We start from the raw sequence: 18032 nt of genomic DNA on the forward strand, positions 1-18032 counted from the left end.
CCGCCGACCGGCGGGGTCGCGGTGACAGCACGGTGACAAGCGCGGGACGCCGTCGACGCGAAACCGGCCCGCGCCCGCCGCGCCGTCGCGCTCTCCCCGCCGCGTCGAAGGCGCCCACGCGCCTTCCGTAGACTGGGGCGGTGACCGAGAACACCACTCCCGCAGCCGCTGCCGCCGAGCAGCCGCAGGCCCTTCCCTCCCAGTACACCCCCGCCGAGGTAGAGGGGAAGCTGTACGAGCGCTGGGTAGCCGCGGGTTGGTTCGAGGCCGACGCCAAGAGCGACAAGCCGCCATACACGATCGTCATCCCGCCGCCGAACGTGACCGGGCAGCTGCACCTCGGTCACGCGTTCCAGCACACGCTCATGGACGCGCTCACCCGCCGCAAGCGCATGCAGGGCTTCGAGGCGCTGTGGTTGCCCGGCATGGACCACGCCGGCATCGCCACCCAGAACGTGGTCGAGCGCGAGCTGGCCAAGGAGGGCAAGTCGCGGCACGACCTGGGCCGTGAGGCGTTCGTGGACCGGGTCTGGCAGTGGAAGGAAGAGTACGGCGGGAAGATCCTCGGCCAGATGCGCCGACTCGGCGACGGCGTCGACTGGTCGCGTGAGCGCTTCACCATGGACGAGGGCCTGTCCCGGGCCGTGCAGACCATCTTCAAGCGGCTCTACGACGACGAGCTGATCTACCGCGCCGAGCGCATCATCAACTGGTGTCCGCGTTGTCTGACCGCGATCTCCGACATCGAGGTCGAGCACCAGGACGACGAGGGCGAGCTGGTCTCGATCCGCTACGGCGACGGCGACGCCTCGATCGTGGTGGCCACCACCCGCGCCGAGACCATGCTCGGCGACACGGCCGTCGCGGTGCACCCGAGCGACGAGCGCTACGCGCACTTGGTCGGCACCGAGATCGAACTGCCGCTCACCGGTCGGCGGATCCCGATCGTGGCCGACGAGCACGTGGACCCCGAGTTCGGCACCGGCGCGGTCAAGGTGACCCCGGCGCACGACCCGAACGACTTCGAGATCGGCCGCCGGCACGACCTGCCGATGCCGACGATCATGGACGAGCGCGCGATCGTCACGGCGCATGGCCCGTTCCAGGGCCTGGACCGCTACGAGGCGCGCTTCGCGATCGTGGCCGCGCTGCGCGAGCAGGGCCGGATCGTCGCCGAGAAGCGCCCGTACACCCACGCCGTGGGGCACTGCTCGCGCTGCAAGACCACCGTCGAGCCGCGCCTGTCCATGCAGTGGTGGGTCAGGGTCGAGCCGCTGGCCAAGGCCGCCGGCGACGCGGTGCGCGACGGCCGGGTGGCCATCCACCCGCAGGAGCTGGCCGGGCGCTACTTCGCCTGGGTCGACAACATGCACGACTGGTGCATCTCGCGGCAGCTGTGGTGGGGCCACCGCATCCCGGTCTGGTACGGCCCGAACGGCGAGACGGTCTGCGTGGGCCCGAACGACGAGGCGCCCACCGGCGAGGGCTGGACGCAGGACACCGACGTGCTGGACACGTGGTTCTCCTCCGGCCTGTGGCCCTTCTCCACCCTCGGCTGGCCCGAACAAACCGCCGACCTGGCCAAGTTCTATCCGACCGACGTGCTGCTCACCGGCCACGACATCATCTTCTTCTGGGTCGCCCGGATGATGATGTTCGGCCTGTACGCGATGGACGGCCAGGCGCCGTTCCACACCATCACGCTCACCGGCCTGGTCCGCGACCAGTTCGGCAAGAAGATGTCCAAGTCGTTCGGGAACGTGGTCGACCCGATCGACTGGATGGACGCGTACGGCACCGACGCGCTGCGCTTCACCCTGGCCCGCGGCGCCAACCCGGGCACCGACGTGCCGATCGGCGAGGACTGGGTCCAGGGCTCGCGCAACTTCTGCAACAAGATCTGGAACGCCACCCGGTTCGCGCTGATGAACGGCGCCACCGTCGAGGGCCCGATGCCGGCCGCCGAGCACCTGTCGGCGACCGATCGCTGGATCCTGTCCCGCCTGGACGCGGTGGTGGCGGAGGTGGACGCCTACTACGAGGACTACCAGTTCGCGAAGTTGTCCGACACGCTGTTCCACTTCGCCTGGGACGAGGTCTTCGACTGGTATGTCGAGCTGGCCAAACTCCCGCTCAACGGCGACGACGAGGCCGCGGCCCGGGCCACCCGGCGCGTGCTCGGCCACGTGCTCGACGTGACGCTGCGGCTGCTGCACCCGGTCGTGCCGTTCGTCACCGAGGAGTTGTGGACCACGCTCACCGGCGGCGAGTCGCTGGTGGTCGCCGAATGGCCGGCGCCGAGCGGGTTCGCCGACCCGGCCGCCGAGGCCGAGATCACCACCCTCCAGCAGGTGGTCACCGAGGTCCGCCGGTTCCGCTCGGACCAGGGCCTCAAGCCCGGCCAGCGGGTGCCGGCCAACATCTCGCTCGCGGGCACCGCGATCGCCGCGCACGAGGCGGCGCTGCGGCAACTCGCCCGCTGCACGCCGGCCGGCGAGGGCTTCTCGGCGACCACGTCCTTCCCGGTCGCGGGCGCGTTGATCGAGCTGGACCTGTCCGGCGCGATCGACTTCGCCGCCGAGCGCAAGCGGCTGTCCAAGGACCTGGCCGAGGCGCAGAAGGTCCGCGACGTGAACACCAAGAAGCTCGGCAACGCGGGCTTCCTGGCCAAGGCCGCCCCCGACGTGGTGGACAAGGTCCGGGAGAAGCTGGCCGGCGCCGAGGCCGACATCGCACGCATCGAGGGCCAGCTGGACCGGCTGCCCTCGGCCTGACCCGTACGGCCGCGCGGCCCGGGCACCCCCGGGCCGCGCGCACGGCCGGCACTCGACCAGCTCCCGAAGAACTCGATCAGAACCGGTGACACCTGTGACAGACCCCGCCGAGGCCCTGGCCGCCCAGCGCGCCGTCGAGGCCGAACTGGTCGGGCGCTGGCCCGAGACCAAGCTCGACCCCTCCACCGAACGTGTCGTCGCGCTGATGGACGTGCTCGGCCAACCCCAGCGGGCCTACCCGGTCATCCACATCACCGGCACCAACGGCAAGACCAGCACGGCCCGGATGATCGAGAGCCTGCTGGGCGCGCTGCGCCTGCGCACCGGCCGCTACACCAGCCCGCACGTCGAGTCGATGACCGAGCGGATCAGCCTGGACGGCGAGCCGATCAGCGCGGAACGCTTCGTCGAGACCTACCACGACATTCAGCCCTACATCGACATCGTCGACGGCGCGCAGCCGCACCGGTTGTCCTTCTTCGAGGTGATCACCGCCATGGCGTACGCGGCGTTCGCCGACGCGCCGGTGGACGTCGCGGTGGTCGAGGTCGGCATGGGCGGCACGTGGGACGCGACCAACGTGGTCGACGGCACGGTCGCGGTGGTCACCCCGATCGCGGTCGACCACGCCAACCGGCTCGGCTCCACGCCCGGCGAGATCGCGGTGGAAAAGGCCGGGATCATCAAGAAGGACAGCCTGGTCGTACTGGCCCGCCAGCCCGCCGACGCCGCCGAGTCGCTGCTGCGGCGCGCGGTCGAGGTGGACGCGACGGTGGCCCGCGAGGGCATGGAGTTCGGCGTGGTCCGGCGCGACCTCGCAGTCGGCGGCCAGTTGCTCACCCTGCGCGGACTGGCGGGGGAGTACGAGGACGTCTTCCTGCCGCTGCACGGCATGCACCAGGCGGAGAACGCCGCGGTGGCGCTGGCCGCCGTGGAGGCGTTCCTGGGCGTCGGCACGGCCGATCGACCCGGGCTCACCGGCGCCGGTGCGCTGGACGCCGACCTGGTCCGCGAGGCGTTCGCGTCGGTCACCTCGCCGGGTCGGCTCGAAGTGGTCCGACGCAGCCCCACCGTGTTGATCGACGCCGCGCACAACCCCGCCGGCGCCCTGGCCACGGCCCGCGCGATGAGCGACTCGTTCGACTTCCGGCACCTGGTCGGGGTGGTCGCGGTGATGGCCGACAAGGACGTCAGGGGCGTCCTGGAGGCATTGGAGCCGGTGCTCGCGGAGGTCGTGGTCACGCAGAACTCGCAGCCGCGTGCGATGCCCGTCGACGAACTCGCCGCGCTCGCCGTCGAGGTCTTCGGCGCCGACCGGGTGGACGTACAGCCCGCCCTGCCCGACGCGATCGAGGCCGCGGTCACCCTGGCCGAGGAGGAGGGCGACCTCGGCGGCGCCGGCGTCCTGATCACCGGCTCGGTGGTCACCGTCGGCGAGGCGCGGGTGTTGCTCAAGGGCGGCGCACGCGAGGGCGGAACCGGCCGGACCGACGGAAGGGACGCCTGAGGATGCGCGCGCTGTGCTCGACCCACCTGATCGGCCAGGCCCTGGTGATCTGCCTGGCCGCGCTGGTCGCCATGCAGCTCACCGACATCTCCACCGGGGTGTTGTGGGCGGTCGCGGGGCCCTCGGCGCTGGTGTGCGTGTGGTTGTGCGCCAAGCTCAAGGAGCCGTGGGCGATCACCGCGGGCTGGGTGCTCCAGGCCGGCTTGTTCCTGACCGGTTTCGTGGTCCCGATGATGTTCCTGATCGGCGTGCTGTTCGGCCTCATCTGGTACGGCTGCATCCGGGTCGGGCGGATCATCGACGCCGCCAAGGCGGCCCGCGAGGCCACGGCCGAGTGATCCGGGATACGGCCGAATGGTCCGGGCGTTACCCCGGATAGGCTCTGGGCGTTGACCCATTCGCAGGGTCGCGACACCCGTACGTCGCAACATCCGTACGGTGCGATACCCGTACGGCGCAACACCCGTACCGAGCCCCCCTCTCCGATCAAGCAAGGAGCCCCATGTCCGAGCGCACGCTCGTCCTGGTCAAGCCGGACGGAGTCCGGCGCGGTCTCGTCGGCGAGGTCATCGGCCGCATCGAGCGCAAGGGCTTCACCCTGACCGCGCTCGATCTGCGCGTGATGGACCGCGAGACGATCGAGCGGCACTACGCCGAGCACGAGGGCAAGCCGTTCTACGCCCCGCTCGTGGAGTTCATGACCTCGGCGCCGTCGGTGGCGATGATCGTCGAGGGCGAGCGCGTGATCGAGTCGTTCCGCACGCTCGCGGGCGTCACCGACCCGATCAAGGCCCTGCCGGGCACGATTCGCGGCGACTTCGCCACCATCACCCGGGAGAACATCGTGCACGGCTCCGACTCGGTGGAGTCGGCCGAGCGCGAGATCAAGAACTTCTTCCCCGAGCACGCCTGACGGTTCGGCCGCGACGCCCGGGCGGATCCCGCGATCGCGCCCCGCGCATCGGGCCGGACTTCGTGCCGGCACGATCCCCGGAGTCGCGCGACGCGCGCGGGCCGCACCGGGCGTGGAATTTTTTCACGAACACGCCGGGTGCGTCCGCGCGTGAGCGCGGGAGGTGCCGATCGGGCGCCGTGCGTGCGCTGTTAGAGGGAAATCCCTCCATTCGCCGCGCGTGGCACGCAACCCCTCACCCGGTGATCACGTCATGGTGGATGGAGGGTGCAGCCGTGCCCCGGAACATCGTGTTTCTACCGCCGTTACACCGTGCCTACGATTGTGGTCGGCCGGTTCGGCGTCGCGACGTCCCCCGGCCGGCTCATGTCCTCATGGCTACGAGCTCGGGAAGGCCCTAGGTTCTTTTTATGGCGAACAACTTGTCGTTCATCGGTCGTGACATGGCGGTCGACCTCGGTACGGCCAACACGCTGGTGTACGTCAGAGGCCGCGGCATCGTATTGAACGAGCCGTCGGTGGTCGCCAAGAACACCACGACCGGGGGCATCCTGGCGGTCGGCGCCGAGGCGAAGAAGATGATCGGGCGCACGCCCGGCAACATCGTGGCGATCCGACCGCTCAAGGACGGGGTGATCGCCGACTTCGAGATCACCGAGCGGATGTTGCGCTACTTCATCCTCAAGGTGCACCGCCGCCGCTACCTGGCCCGTCCGCGCGTGGTGATCTGCGTGCCCTCCGGCATCACCGGCGTCGAACGCCGCGCGGTGGTCGAGGCGTCCAGCCAGGCCGGCGCGCGCAGCGTGCACATCATCGAGGAACCCATGGCCGCCGCGATCGGCGCCGGCCTGCCGGTGCACGAGGCGACCGGCAACATGGTCGTCGACATCGGCGGCGGCACCACCGAGGTGGCGGTGATCTCGCTCGGCGGGATCGTCACCGCGCAGTCGATCCGGGTGGCCGGCGACGAGCTGGACAACGCGATCATCGCCTACGTCAAGAAGGAATACTCGCTGCTGTTGGGCGAGCGCAGTGCCGAGGAAATCAAGATGTCGATCGGCTCGGCCTTCGACCTCGGCGAGGACGAGCACAGCGAGATCCGCGGCCGCGACCTGGTCAGCGGGCTGCCGAAGACGATCGTGATCTCCACCTCCGAGGTCCGCAAGGCCATCGAGGAACCGGTCAACACCGTCGTGGACGCGGTCAAGAGCACCCTGGACCAGTGTCCGCCCGAACTCGCCGGCGACGTGATGGATCGCGGCATCGTGCTCACCGGTGGCGGCGCCCTGCTGCGCGGCCTCGACGAGCGGCTGCGGACCGAGACCGGCATGCCGATCCACATCGCCGACAACCCGCTGGACTCGGTGGCTCTGGGCGCGGGCAAGTGCGTCGAGGAGTACGAGAAACTTCAGCAGGTACTGGACGCCCAACCGCGCCGCTGACCGAGCAGACGGAGGCGGCCGGCCGTACGCGCCGCCCTCCGTGCCCGATCCGACGCGGCCACACACCACAACTGCCCACCAGCGCCGCAATGTACGAAAGGGGCGGGCGCGCATCGTGAGGGACTCCCGGCATGGTCGGCTGGTCCTCGTGCTGCTGCTGGCGATCTCTTTCGCCCTCATCACCGTGGACATCCGCGGTGGCCGGAACTCGCCCATCGCGAACGTGCGCGACTGGGCCTCGGCCGTGTTCGGTCCCGCCGAACGCGGCGTGTCCGCGGCCGTGGACCCCGTCGGCCGGGCCGTGAACGCGGTCAAGGACGCGGGTTCCCACGAGGGCGAGAAGAAGCGCCTCCAGGACGAGAACGCCAAACTCCGGCAACAGGTGGACAACATCCAGTTCGACCGCAACCGCGCGGCCGAACTCGACAAACTGCTCAAGGTCTCGGCGGCCGGCCAGTATCGGATCAAGCCCGCGCGCGTGGTCGCCATCGGCCCCGCCCAGGGCTTCTCCTGGACGGTCACCATCGACGCGGGCGCCGGCGACGGCATCAAGCCCGACATGACCGTGATCAACGGCGACGGTCTGGTCGGGCGGGTGACCCAGGTCGGCCCGATGACCTCGACCGTGCTGCTCGCCACCGACCCCGGCTTCTCGGTCGGCTCGCGCCTGGCGGGGTCGATGGAAATAGGGATCACTTCCGGCCGCGGCAGCAAGCCGTTGAACCTCAAGCTGCTCAACGGACAGGCCCAGGTCAAGAAGGGCGACCGGTTGGTGACGTTCGGCTCGCAGGGCGGCAAGCCGTTCGTGCCGGGCGTGCCGGTGGGCGAGGTCGCCGAGGTGCGCAACACCCCGGGCGAGTTGACCCGCAGCGTCGAGGTGAAGTCCTACGTGCACTTCTCCAGCCTGGACACGGTGGGCGTGGTGATCGAGCCGCCGCGCACCGATCCGCGCGACTCGATACTGCCGCCCGCGCCGACCCCGGAGACACCCGCGCCGCCGCCCGCGCAGCAGGCGCCGCCCGCGCCGCCGGCGAGCACCGAGCCGCCGCGCGGCGCCACGCCCGCCAAGCCGGCCACGGCGGGCAACCGCAGCACCAACGCCAAGCCGCCGGCGGGCGGCACGACCCCACCGACCGGAAGGGACTGAGACGGTGCGGATCTCCCGCGTGTTCTACGCCGCGTTGCTGATCGTCGTCGCGCTCGTGGTCCAGGTGAGCGTGCTCGCCCGGCTCGGTCTGCCCGGCGCGGTGCCGGACCTGTTGCTGCTGGTGGTGGTCGGACTCGCGCTGACGTACGGGCCGACCCCGGGGTGTGTGATCGGCTTCGCGGCGGGCCTGTGCGCGGACCTGGCGCCGCCGGCGGACCACGCGGCCGGGCGGTACGCGTTCGTGTTGTGCCTGACCGGCTACGTGGCGGGCATGTTCGCCTCCCGCAACCCCCGGCGCTCGGTGCTCACCCCGATCGCGGTGGTCGCGATGGCCGCAGCGGGCACCACCGTGCTGTACGCGGCGGTCGGCGCGCTGGTCGGCGACGGAGCGGTGCGGGAAGTGGGGCTGACCAAGCTGCTGCTGACCGCGGTGCTCTACGACGCGATCCTGGCCCCGTTCGTGGTCCCGTGGGTGATGGCGCTGGCCCGCAAGGTGGATCCGAAAACGCTGCTCTCGGGCCTGGCCCGGTAGGGGGTGACCGAACCGGATGCGCAAACGTATGCCCAGCCTGCTCAACGCCGGACGATCGCGAGGCGACGGCGCGCACACCGTGCGCGCCCGGATGGTGATCCTGCTGATCCTGGTCCTGTCACTGATGATCACCCTCTTCGGCCGGCTCTGGTACCTCCAGATCCGCGAGGGCGACCACTACGCGGCGGCGGCCTCGCAGAACGCGGTCCGCGACGTGGTGACGCCCGCGGTCCGCGGCCGGATCCTCGACGACAAGGGCCGGCCGCTGGTGAACAACCGCACCGCGCTGGTGGTGTCGGTCAGCCGTACCGAGCTGATGCGCATGCCGGACCTGGGCACGGCCGTGCTGACCCGGCTGGCCAAGGTGTTGGAACTGCCGGTCGACGAGGTCAAGGCGCGCACCCGGCTGTGTGAGCGCAACGTGCCCAAGCCGTGCTGGAACGGCTCGCCGTACCAGCCGATCCCGGTCACGGACAACGCCACCACCGAGCAGGCGCTGACCATCATGGAGCACCGCGAGGAGTTCCCCGGGGTGACCGCCGAGCCCACCGCCGTGCGCCAGTATCCGGCGCCCGAGGGGGCCAACGGCGCGCACGTGGTCGGCTACCTCTCGCCGGTCTCCGACGACGAGTTGAGCAAGCAGAAGGCGGAGGGCAAGAAGGACCTCCAGCGCGCCGACGAGGTCGGCCGCAGCGGTCTGGAGCGCACCTACGACGCCGACCTGCGCGGCAAGTCCGGGGTCACCGGGCTGTCCGTGGACCACCTGGGCCGGGTCACCGGCACCGTCTCGGAGACGCCGCCGGTGGCCGGGAACCACCTGGTCACCAGCATCGACGCGAAGATCCAGGCGATCACCGAGCAGCAGTTGGACGAGGCGATGAAGCGGGCGCGCGCGACCTACGACGCGGGCAACACGCACAAGAACTTCATCGCCGACGCGGGCGCCGCGGTGGTGATGGACGTCAAGACCGGGCGGGTGATCGCGATGGCGAGCGCGCCCAACTACGACCCGTCGGTGTGGGTGGGCGGCATCTCGCCGCAGGACTACAAGGCACTCACCGACGAGAAGGCCGGCGTGCCGCTGGTGTCGCGGGCCATACAGGGTCAGTTCGCGCCGGGCTCGATCTTCAAGGTGGTCTCCACCTCTGCGGCGGCCGAGTCGGGCTACTCCACCAAGGCCAACTACGACTGCTCGCCCAGCATCTCGGTCGGCGGCACGACCTTCAACAATCTGGAGTCCAGGGGCTACGGCCCGATCTCGCTGCAGCGCGCGCTGGAGGTCTCCTGCAACACCGTCTTCTATGGCATCGGCTACGACATGTGGCTCAAGGACGGCGGGATCTTCGGGAAGGCCCCCAAGGACCCGATGGTGACCATGGCCAAGAACTACGGCCTGGGCGCCCCCACCGGCATCGACCTGCCCGGCGAGTCGGGCGGGCGGATCGCCGACCGGGCCTGGAAGAAGCGCAACTGGGAGCAGAACAAGGACGCGTGGTGCAAGCAGGGCAACACCGGCAACGAGTACGTGGACAAGATCGCCAAGGAGAACTGCGTCGACGGCTGGCAGTTCCGCGCCGGTGACGCGATCAACTTCGCGATCGGCCAGGGCGACACCACGGTCACCCCGCTGCAGATGACCCGGGTGTACGCGGCGATCGCCAACGGCGGCACGTTGTGGAAGCCGACCATCGGCAAGGCCGTGGTCAGCCCCGACGGCAAACTGGTGCGCGAGATCCAGCCACAGGCCGCGGGCAAGGTGCCGGTCGGCGAGGCCACCATGAAGTACCTGCAGAACGCGCTGATCGGCGTCGAGATGAACGGCACCGCGGCCGGCGTGTTCGCCAACTGGCCGAACGCGCAGATGCCGATAGCGGCCAAGACCGGCACCGGCTCGGTGTACGGCAAGCAGAGCACGTCGTGGTTCGCCACCTACGGCGGGTCCAAGGACGGTCCGCAGTACGCCGTGGTGATGATGGTCAGCCAGGGCGGTACCGGCTCCGGCACCTCGGGTCCGTCGGTGCGCAAGATCTACGAGGCGCTGCTCGGCGTGGACGAGAAGGGCGCGATCGACCCGAGCAAGGCGCTGTTGCCCAGCCCGCCCGCGGACCTGCCGCACATCCAGGCGGACGGGACGGTGACGCCGGTCTCTTTCCGGGCACCGTCCCTCCTGTCTCCGCCGCATCCGTTCGGCGACGGTGACGGGCGCACGGTGGATGTGGCCGCTTTCGGGCCCGGGGCACTGCCGCCCGAGCGGGTGACCTACCGGACCGGGAGAGGGACATGAACCTGAACCTGCGACTGCGGCCCGCCTCGCGGGTGGCCGGATTCGGGACACCGGACCTGGGCCGCCTGGCACCGGTGTTCACCCCGCGCCGGTCGATCACCCGGCAGATCGTCCAGCGCGACGCGCCGGTGCGCCGGTTGGACTGGCTGCTGCTCGGCCCGGCGCTGGTGTTGTCGGGGGTGGGCTCGCTGCTGGTCTGGTCGGCGACCCGCAATCGGCGCGGACTCACCGGCGGCGATCCGCAGTTCTTCTTCAAGCGGCACCTGCTCAACCTGGTGATCGGGCTGGTGCTGGCCACGGCGGTGGCGATAATCGGTCACCGCCGGATCCGGGCGTTCTCCCCGATAGTGGCGATCGTGGCGCTGTTCGGGCTGTTCGCGGCGCTGAGCCCGCTGGGCAGCACGGTCAACGGAGCACGGGCGTGGATCCAGATCGGTGGCGGCTTCTCGCTGCAACCGGCCGAGCTGGTCAAGATCGGGATCATCCTGTGCATGGGCATGATCCTGTCCGAGCGGGTGGACACCGGGGACCTGGCCAGACCGGGCGACAAGGCGGTGTTCTGGGCGCTGGTGGTGGCCGCGCTGCCGATGGCGGTGATCATGCTGATGCCCGACATGGGGTCGGTCATGGTGATCGCGATGATCGTGCTGTGCGTGCTGCTCGCCTCCGGCGCGCGGGCGCGGTGGATGGTGCTGATGTTCGCTCTCGCCGGGGCCGGCGCGGCGGCGGTGGTGCACTTCGGGCTGCTCAGCGAGTACCAGATCGACCGGTTCCGGGCCTTCGCCGACCCGAGCTTCGACCCCGGGGGCGTCGGCTACAACACGGCCATGGCGCGCCTGGCGATCGGCTCGGGCGGGCTGACCGGGCAGGGGCTGTTCCAGGGCGAGCAGACGAGTGGTTCGTATGTACCCGAACAGCAGACCGACTTCGTCTTCTCGGTGGCCGGCGAGGAACTGGGCTTCGTCGGCAGCGCGGTGATCATCGGGTTGTTCGCACTGCTGCTGTGGCGCGGTATCCGGATCGCGCTGCACGCCGACGACCTGTTCGGCACGATCGTGGCGGCGGGTGTGGTCGGCTGGTTTGCGTTCCAGGCGTTCGAGAACATGGGGATGAACCTCGGCATCATGCCGGTGGCGGGGCTGCCGCTGCCGTTCGTCTCCTACGGCGGATCGTCGATGTTCGCCGTGTGGATGGGGATAGGGCTGTTGCAGTCGGTGCACATGAGACACGCCGGCGCCTTCAAATCCGCCTGATCGTACTGGTCGCACCCCTGATCGCACCCCTGATCGCATCCTGTGCGGGCGGGCTCTCGCCGACATCTCGGTAGGGGGTCCGCCCGTGTCGCGTTAGGCTGGGAGGTCGATCACCCTTCCCGCACCGAGGTGGTCGATCCCCTCCCCGCACTCCCGGAAGGACCGCCATGCCCGTCGAGTCCCTGTTCCCGCGTCTGGAGCCGCTTCTGCCCCAGGTGCAGAAGCCCATCCAGTACGTCGGTGGCGAACTCAACTCGACCGTCAAGGACTGGGACGCGTGCGCGGTCCGCTGGGCCCTGATGTACCCCGACGCGTACGAGGTCGGGCTGCCCAACCAGGGCGTGATGATCCTGTACGAGGTCCTCAACGAGGTCGCCGACGTGCTTGCGGAGCGCACCTACGCGGTGTGGGGCGACCTGGAAAAGCTGATGCGCGAGCACGAGGTGCCGCAGTTCACGGTGGACGCACACCGGCCCGTCGGCGCGTTCGACGTGTTCGGACTCAGCTTCTCCACCGAGCTGGGCTACACGAACATGCTCAACGCGCTCGACCTCGCCGGTATCCCGATCGAGGCCAAGGACCGCACCGAGGACCACCCGATCGTGCTCGCCGGCGGACACGCCGCGTTCAACCCCGAGCCGATCGCGGACTTCATCGACTGCGCGGTGGTGGGTGACGGCGAGCAGGCCGTGCTCCAGATCACCGACATCATCCGGGCCTGGAAGGCCGAGGGTCGGCCGGGCGGTCGGGACGAGCTGCTGTTCCGCCTCGCGGTCACGGGCAGTGTGTACGTGCCGCGCTTCTACGACGTGGACTACCTGGAGGACGGCCGGATCCAGCGGGTCGCGCCGAACCGCTCGGGCGTGCCGTGGCGGGTGTCCAAGCACACCGTGATGGACCTGGACGAGTGGCCCTACCCCAAGCAGCCGCTGGTCCCGCTCGCCGAGACGGTGCACGAGCGCATGTCCGTGGAGATCTTCCGCGGCTGCACCCGGGGCTGCCGGTTCTGCCAGGCCGGCATGATCACCCGGCCGGTGCGCGAGCGCAGCATCGAGGGCATCGGCGCGATGGTGGACAAGGGCCTGAAGGCGACCGGCTTCGAGGAGGTCGGCCTGCTGTCGTTGTCCTCCGCGGACCACACCGAGATCGCCGAGGTGGCCAAGGGCCTGGCCGACCGGTACACCGACGACAAGATCGGCCTGTCGCTGCCGTCCACCCGGGTCGACGCGTTCAACATCGACCTGGCCAACGAGCTGACCCGCAACGGGCGCCGCTCGGGCCTGACGTTCGCCCCCGAGGGCGGTAGCGAACGGCTGCGCAAGGTGATCAACAAGATGGTGTCGGAGGAGGACCTGATCCGCACCGTCGCCACCGCCTACGGCAACGGCTGGCGCCAGGTCAAGCTCTACTTCATGGTCGGCCTGCCCACCGAGACCGACGAGGACGTGCTGCAGATCGCGGACATGGCCAAGAAGGTCATCCAAAAGGGCCGCGAGGTCTCGGGCAGCCGCGACATCCGCTGCACGGTGTCGATCGGCGGGTTCGTGCCCAAGCCGCACACCCCGTTCCAGTGGGCCCCGCAGCTGGACCCGGCGGCCACCGACGCGCGGCTGCACAAGCTGCGCGACGCGATCCGCGCGGACCGGCAGTACGGCAAGTCGATCGGCTTCCGCTACCACGACGGCAAGCCGGGCGCGATCGAGGGCCTGCTCTCGCGCGGCGACCGCCGGGTGGGCCGGATCATCCGCGCGGTGTGGGAGGACGGCGGGCGCTTCGACGGGTGGAGCGAACACTTCAGCTACGACCGCTGGGTGCGCTGCGCGGGCGAGGCGCTGGCCGACGAGCCGGTCGACCTGGACTGGTACACCACACGCGAGCGCGAGTGGAACGAGGTGCTCCCGTGGGACCACCTGGACTCCGGTCTGGACAAGGACTGGCTCTGGGAGGACTGGCAGGACGCCCTCGACGAGACCGAGGTCGACGACTGCCGCTGGAGCCCGTGCTTCGACTGCGGCGTATGCCCGCAGATGGGCACGGAGATCCAAATCGGCCCCACGGGCAGGAAGCTGCTGCCGCTGTCGGTCGTCAAGTAGCGCGTGAAGTAGCGGGTCGCCGACCGGGGTTGGGACGGCTCAGACGGAAAAGCTGTTCACCCTGGTCGGCGTCACGCGGACCATCACGCGGGCGATCGTGTCGGGCTCCGGAGGCGGGGCCTCGCCGAGGTACTTGAGCGAGAGCGCGAGCGGAAGGTCCTTCATCGGGTCCGGGACGATCTCGGCGGTGCCGCGCAACTCGACCGAGTGGTAGGGGTTTTCCAGGTCGAAGACGGTGATGCTGACGCGCGGGTCGCGGCGGAGGTTGCGGACCTTCGCCCGGCCGTCGGTCGCGGAGAACACGACGGTGTCGCCGTCGCGTTGGAACCAGACGACCGAGGACTGCGGGCCGCCGTCGGCGTTGAGCGTCGAGACGGTGGCGAAGTTCTTGGCGTCGAGGAGCTTGCGGGTCGCGTCGTCGAGCGGGGTGGACATGGGGGTGCTCCCGATTCCGTGCGCTTGGGTGTTCGTTGGCTTGGTGCACTTCTTGTTACGGGACACATCCTCCGTGACCATGGAGGCCGACGAAAGAAGGCACTTTCATGTCACAGCGGAACATCTGTGTAACGGAGCCGGCCGAGGTCACCCAGGCCTGTCGCGTGCTGGACGTGCTCAACCGGGTGGCGGGCAAGTGGAGCATCAGCGTCCTGATGGAGGCCCGCAACGGCCCCGTGCGCTTCACCGAGTTGGAACGGGCCATCCATGGGATCAGCCGCCGCATGCTCACGCTGACGCTCCGCAGCCTGGAACGCGATGGCCTGCTGACGCGCACGGTGTACCCGACGGTGCCGCCGAAGGTCGAGTACGAGGCGACCGTGATGGCGAGGGAGCTCTTCGAGTACCTGTCCGGCCTCACCGCCTGGGCCGAACGCCACGAACCGGCGGTGACGGCGTCGCGGGAGGCGTACGACCGCGCGGAGGGGTGAGCGCGGGGCGGGCGCGGGGGAGTCACTTGGATTCGATGCGTCCCATGGGGGTGCCGTTCTCTGCTTCCGCCCAATCGGTGTCGTCGATGCCGAGGGCGTGGCGGAGGTAGGCGAGGGTGACGCGTTGGATCAGGGCCACGCGCTCGGGGTTCTCGTCCGTCGTCTCCCGGACCTCGTAGCCGGCGATACCGCCGAGGGAGTGCTCCGCTCCGAAGAGGGTGAGCAGGCTCTTGGGCGCGGGGCTGAGGTGGTATGGGTCGGCGAGCCACTCCGGGCCTCGGACGGACAGCGGCGACTTGTCGTGGTCTCCCGCGACGACGAGGGCCGGCGCGGTCATGTGGGCGAAGTCCGGCCCCTTCAGCCACGGGAGGTTCTCGGTGGCGAAGGGCGTCAGGTCGTCGCCGCCTCGTCCGGCCGTGGCGAGCAGCACGCCGGCCTTGATCCGCGAGTCGGACAGGTCCTCGGCGTTGCCGGTCACGGGGTCGAGGACACGCAGACCCAACAAAATGCCCGCCGTCTGCCCACCGAAGGAGTGCCCGACGGCGGCGATGCGGCTTCGATCGAGGCGCCCGCCGAGCCCGGGAACGGCCGCCTCCAGCAGGTCGAGCCGGTCGAGGATGAGCCGCATGTCCCCGACCCGGGTGCGCCAGAGTTGCGGCCTGCGGGGGTCGTCCTGGGGAAGGCCAACGGTCCTGGAGTCGAGGTGGGTGGGCTGAATCACCACGAAGCCGTGGGCGGCCCAGAAGTCGGCGAGCGGCCCGTAGCCGTGCAACGACGACCCGAAACCGTGCGAGAAGACGACGATCGGTAGCCCACTCCCACCAACCGGCGCGGAAACCCGCACCCGCAGATCCATACCCCGGTCCGGCGCCGCCAGGACGACGGGCTGTACCGAGACGACGGGGATGGCCACGTCCGAGATGAGCATGAGCGAACTTCCTTAGCGGAGCGGGTAGGCAGTCGCGAGCTACGCTAAAACCTGACGTCAACGTCAGAGGCAAGCAGCGGAGAGACGTAATGCGCATCGGCGAGCTGGCCACCAGCACAGGCGTCAGCGTCCGAGCGCTGCGCTACTACGAGGAACAAAACCTGCTCACTTCGGAACGCACCCCCAGCGGCCAACGCCAATACCCGGACAGCGCGGTGGACCGAGTCCTACTGATCCAACAGCTCTACGCCGCCGGCATCCCCAGCAAGTCGATCGCAGCCCTGCTCCCGTGCGTCATGAACGGCGAGGCCACCCCGGAACTCCTGACCCGCCTGACAGCAGAACGCGACCACATCGACACCCGAATCGCCGACCTGGTAACCGCCCGAACCAGACTCAACGCCGTCATAACCGCCGCAACGGCGAACCTACAAACAGGCCAACCCTGCCAGCGCCCCTGACCGACAAGCCGGGCGGCGCTAGACGTCGCCCCACCCGTCGACAGCGACCTCGGGGTAGTCACCGGCGAGGTACCGCTGCAACGCATATCGAGTCGACGGCACGAACCCGCTCGGCAGGTCGTCGGTATCGACCCAGGCCATAGCCGAGTGCTTGCCGGGCTCCGCATTGACAGGATCGCCGTCCCACTCCCTCGCGGCGAACACCAGCACGACAAACCCCTCCGGCGCATCCGGACTGTGCGCGCTATGCGTCACATGCACAAGTCGCAACGCCTCGGGCTCGACCTTTATCCCAGTTTCTTCGTGGAGTTCACGAACGGCCGTGTGCGTAATCGGCTCTCCCGGCGCCCCTTTGCCACTCGGCAGGCTCCACATGCCAGGTTCGAACGCCTTGTTCTCACCCCGCCGCAGCAGCACGACCCGCCCGTTCGTCTGATCATGAACGATGACGGAAACAGCGAGCATGACCATCAAACGCTCATCCCGACGGACCTGCTCGGACACGCAGACATTCCTTCCTTTCGGGCCGGCGGCGACCCGCCCGACGACCCTGACCGGTCCAGCACCGGCACTCGCGACCGAAGTGCACTCTCGCCGGAAACCCCTGCTCGGTGGTGCAAGACGGCCAAAGCGACAGCGGGCCCGCCGATCGCAGGCCCGCGGTCATGCCTACGAGGCTACCGAGCGGCGGGTCACGCCTTGATCGAGTCGAGCAGGGTCAACCACGACTCGGGCGTGATGGTGATGTGACCGACGCTCGGGTCCTTGGAGTCGCGGGTGCCGATGGCATCGTGGAGCGTGCCGACCTCGACGCATTCTTGGGCGTTCTGGCCGCTGTGGCTCGACTTGCGCCAACTGAGGAACTCCGTGCGCTTCTTGGTCATTTGATCTCCAAAAGGTCCAGCAGAAGCCGACGCGAACGCGAGGGGGAAAGGGCCTCAGCTCGCAAGAGATCGTATCGACGCTGTTTCTCCGCAACTACGTGTCCCTCGGTGACCATTTGCCCCTCGATCATGCTGTCGACGTAGGCGCATTCGCCACGGCCGGGGATCGTGAGCAGGACGAACGGGCCGTCCATGCAGGGGTGCAGGCCGCAGTCCATCGGGACTACTTCGAGCACGACATTCGACAGTTCGCTCATCTTCAGCAGGTGCAGAAGCTGGGGCTCGGCTACCTGCGGATCGTGCTTGAGCCTGATGAGTGCGGCTTCATCGACGGCAGCCCAGTACTCCGGCGCCTCCTTCTTGGTGAGCAAGCGCTGTCGCCCGAGTCGTCGTGCGACCCAGGATTCGATGGTTGCCGGCGAGAACCTGGCATGGTGCAGGAGCGCCCGAACATAGTCCTCGCACTGGAGTAGCCCGGGGATCGTCTGGGGCTGGAAGGTACGGATGCGGGTTGCTTGGCGCTCGGACTCCGTGAAGTTCTCGAACCAGCCGGGCTGCCCATCCGCCAGGCGGTATGCGTGGAAAGCAGTGGCGACCAGCAGACCGGTTTGACCAAGAACGCGATCGAGGTCTGCCGCGAACTCGGGACTCGGCCGCCGGTCGGCGGTCTCGATCTGTCCAACAAACGACCCTGTTGAATGCAACTCGCTCCCGAGGTCCTGCTGTGTCATGCCTGCGAGCTTGCGAAGGAATCGCAGGTGAGCACCGAAGAGGTCCCACAGGGATGCCTCTGGATCAAGTTCTTTCGCTGCCGGCATCGCGCGCCTATTCGTCAGATTCAGATGCTGAATCCCGCCCCGTGCCAAACGTAGTCGCCATGGTGTTCGC

General features: G+C 69.2%; 16 protein-coding genes and 1 pseudogene. 12 read left to right on the forward strand and 5 right to left on the reverse strand.

Translation table 11 applies throughout. The features are described from left to right. Window positions 1-140 precede the first annotated feature (140 nt). The 10 genes and pseudogenes from ACFXKZ_RS23675 (at window position 141) to ACFXKZ_RS23720 (ending at window position 13945) form a co-directional block, all read left to right on the forward strand. The gene (locus tag ACFXKZ_RS23675; protein WP_380002934.1) at window positions 141-2774 is read left to right on the forward strand and encodes a valine--tRNA ligase; all 2634 of its coding nucleotides are present in this window, start codon (window positions 141-143) and stop codon (window positions 2772-2774) included. 85 nt (window positions 2775-2859) lie between these two features. Further along, the gene (locus ACFXKZ_RS23680) at window positions 2860-4281 is read left to right on the forward strand and encodes a bifunctional folylpolyglutamate synthase/dihydrofolate synthase (RefSeq protein WP_380002935.1); all 1422 of its coding nucleotides are present in this window, start codon (window positions 2860-2862) and stop codon (window positions 4279-4281) included. Between the two features lie 2 nt (window positions 4282-4283). Next, window positions 4284-4619 carry a DUF4233 domain-containing protein gene (locus ACFXKZ_RS23685; RefSeq protein WP_380002936.1) on the forward strand — a complete coding sequence of 112 codons (336 nt, stop codon included), beginning with the start codon at window positions 4284-4286 and terminating at the stop codon, window positions 4617-4619. Between the two features lie 164 nt (window positions 4620-4783). Beyond that, window positions 4784-5194: a nucleoside-diphosphate kinase gene (ndk, locus tag ACFXKZ_RS23690; protein WP_126642646.1), complete on the forward strand. Its 411-nt coding sequence runs from the start codon at window positions 4784-4786 to the stop codon at window positions 5192-5194. A gap of 422 nt (window positions 5195-5616) precedes the next feature. Next, window positions 5617-6636: a rod shape-determining protein gene (locus ACFXKZ_RS23695; RefSeq protein WP_078979486.1), complete on the forward strand. Its 1020-nt coding sequence runs from the start codon at window positions 5617-5619 to the stop codon at window positions 6634-6636. 115 nt (window positions 6637-6751) lie between these two features. Next, window positions 6752-7783 (forward strand): rod shape-determining protein MreC, encoded by a 1032-nt coding sequence (gene mreC / locus ACFXKZ_RS23700; protein ID WP_380002937.1) that lies wholly within the window; start codon window positions 6752-6754, stop codon window positions 7781-7783. A gap of 4 nt (window positions 7784-7787) precedes the next feature. Further along, window positions 7788-8282 (forward strand): annotated as a pseudogene (gene mreD / locus ACFXKZ_RS23705) (rod shape-determining protein MreD); the annotation flags it as partial. Window positions 8283-8343: 61 nt separating this feature from the next. After that, window positions 8344-10599: a penicillin-binding protein 2 gene (gene mrdA, locus ACFXKZ_RS23710; protein ID WP_380003151.1), complete on the forward strand. Its 2256-nt coding sequence runs from the start codon at window positions 8344-8346 to the stop codon at window positions 10597-10599. Between the two features lie 74 nt (window positions 10600-10673). Further along, a complete protein-coding gene (rodA, locus tag ACFXKZ_RS23715) occupies window positions 10674-11852 on the forward strand; it encodes a rod shape-determining protein RodA (RefSeq protein ID WP_380003152.1) in 1179 nt (392 codons plus the stop codon). A gap of 167 nt (window positions 11853-12019) precedes the next feature. Further along, window positions 12020-13945: a TIGR03960 family B12-binding radical SAM protein gene (locus ACFXKZ_RS23720; RefSeq protein ID WP_380002938.1), complete on the forward strand. Its 1926-nt coding sequence runs from the start codon at window positions 12020-12022 to the stop codon at window positions 13943-13945. Window positions 13946-13984: 39 nt separating this feature from the next. Here the strand turns inward: ACFXKZ_RS23720 and ACFXKZ_RS23725 are convergent, their stop codons facing one another. Further along, complete coding sequence (locus ACFXKZ_RS23725) at window positions 13985-14380, reverse strand: PPOX class F420-dependent oxidoreductase (protein WP_380002939.1); 396 nt, start codon at window positions 14378-14380, stop codon at window positions 13985-13987. A gap of 107 nt (window positions 14381-14487) precedes the next feature. Here ACFXKZ_RS23725 and ACFXKZ_RS23730 point away from each other — a divergent pair, with 107 nt between their 5' ends. After that, complete coding sequence (locus ACFXKZ_RS23730; protein WP_380002940.1) at window positions 14488-14871, forward strand: winged helix-turn-helix transcriptional regulator; 384 nt, start codon at window positions 14488-14490, stop codon at window positions 14869-14871. 22 nt (window positions 14872-14893) lie between these two features. Here ACFXKZ_RS23730 and ACFXKZ_RS23735 read toward each other — a convergent pair whose 3' ends face one another. Further along, window positions 14894-15799, reverse strand: coding sequence for an alpha/beta hydrolase family protein (locus ACFXKZ_RS23735; protein ID WP_380002941.1), 906 nt, complete (start codon window positions 15797-15799; stop codon window positions 14894-14896). Window positions 15800-15888: 89 nt separating this feature from the next. Between ACFXKZ_RS23735 and ACFXKZ_RS23740 the strand changes: the two genes are divergently transcribed. Continuing rightward, window positions 15889-16260 (forward strand): MerR family transcriptional regulator, encoded by a 372-nt coding sequence (locus ACFXKZ_RS23740; protein ID WP_380002942.1) that lies wholly within the window; start codon window positions 15889-15891, stop codon window positions 16258-16260. An 18-nt stretch (window positions 16261-16278) separates the two neighbouring features. Here the strand turns inward: ACFXKZ_RS23740 and ACFXKZ_RS23745 are convergent, their stop codons facing one another. The 3 genes from ACFXKZ_RS23745 to ACFXKZ_RS23755 all read right to left on the reverse strand — a co-directional run bounded on the left by ACFXKZ_RS23745 (window position 16279) and on the right by ACFXKZ_RS23755 (window position 17962). Continuing rightward, on the reverse strand, window positions 16279-16764 hold the full coding sequence (locus ACFXKZ_RS23745) for an NUDIX domain-containing protein (RefSeq protein WP_380002943.1): 486 nt from the start codon (window positions 16762-16764) through the stop codon (window positions 16279-16281). 188 nt (window positions 16765-16952) lie between these two features. Further along, window positions 16953-17144, reverse strand: coding sequence for a DUF397 domain-containing protein (locus tag ACFXKZ_RS23750; RefSeq protein WP_380002944.1), 192 nt, complete (start codon window positions 17142-17144; stop codon window positions 16953-16955). After that, on the reverse strand, window positions 17141-17962 hold the full coding sequence (locus tag ACFXKZ_RS23755) for a helix-turn-helix domain-containing protein (protein ID WP_380002945.1): 822 nt from the start codon (window positions 17960-17962) through the stop codon (window positions 17141-17143). The genes ACFXKZ_RS23750 and ACFXKZ_RS23755 overlap by 4 nt, the downstream gene beginning before the upstream one ends. Window positions 17963-18032 lie beyond the last annotated feature (70 nt).

Origin of the sequence: Embleya sp. NPDC059237 (genome assembly GCF_042754105.1) — a bacterium.
Lineage (GTDB): Bacteria > Actinomycetota > Actinomycetes > Streptomycetales > Streptomycetaceae > Embleya.

Bases quoted from the DNA above. Each gene is read 5' to 3' on its own strand.
- ACFXKZ_RS23685 (WP_380002936.1), top strand. From the start codon at position 4,284: ATGCGCGCGCTGTGCTCGACCCACCTGATCGGCCAGGCCCTGGTGATC.
- ndk (WP_126642646.1), top strand. From the start codon at position 4,784: ATGTCCGAGCGCACGCTCGTCCTGGTCAAGCCGGACGGAGTCCGGCGC.
- mrdA (WP_380003151.1), top strand. From the start codon at position 8,344: ATGCCCAGCCTGCTCAACGCCGGACGATCGCGAGGCGACGGCGCGCAC.
- ACFXKZ_RS23720 (WP_380002938.1), top strand. From the start codon at position 12,020: ATGCCCGTCGAGTCCCTGTTCCCGCGTCTGGAGCCGCTTCTGCCCCAG.
- ACFXKZ_RS23725 (WP_380002939.1), bottom strand. From the start codon at position 14,380: ATGTCCACCCCGCTCGACGACGCGACCCGCAAGCTCCTCGACGCCAAG.
- ACFXKZ_RS23730 (WP_380002940.1), top strand. From the start codon at position 14,488: ATGTCACAGCGGAACATCTGTGTAACGGAGCCGGCCGAGGTCACCCAG.
- ACFXKZ_RS23735 (WP_380002941.1), bottom strand. From the start codon at position 15,799: ATGCTCATCTCGGACGTGGCCATCCCCGTCGTCTCGGTACAGCCCGTC.
- ACFXKZ_RS23740 (WP_380002942.1), top strand. From the start codon at position 15,889: ATGCGCATCGGCGAGCTGGCCACCAGCACAGGCGTCAGCGTCCGAGCG.
- ACFXKZ_RS23750 (WP_380002944.1), bottom strand. From the start codon at position 17,144: ATGACCAAGAAGCGCACGGAGTTCCTCAGTTGGCGCAAGTCGAGCCAC.
- ACFXKZ_RS23755 (WP_380002945.1), bottom strand. From the start codon at position 17,962: ATGCCGGCAGCGAAAGAACTTGATCCAGAGGCATCCCTGTGGGACCTC.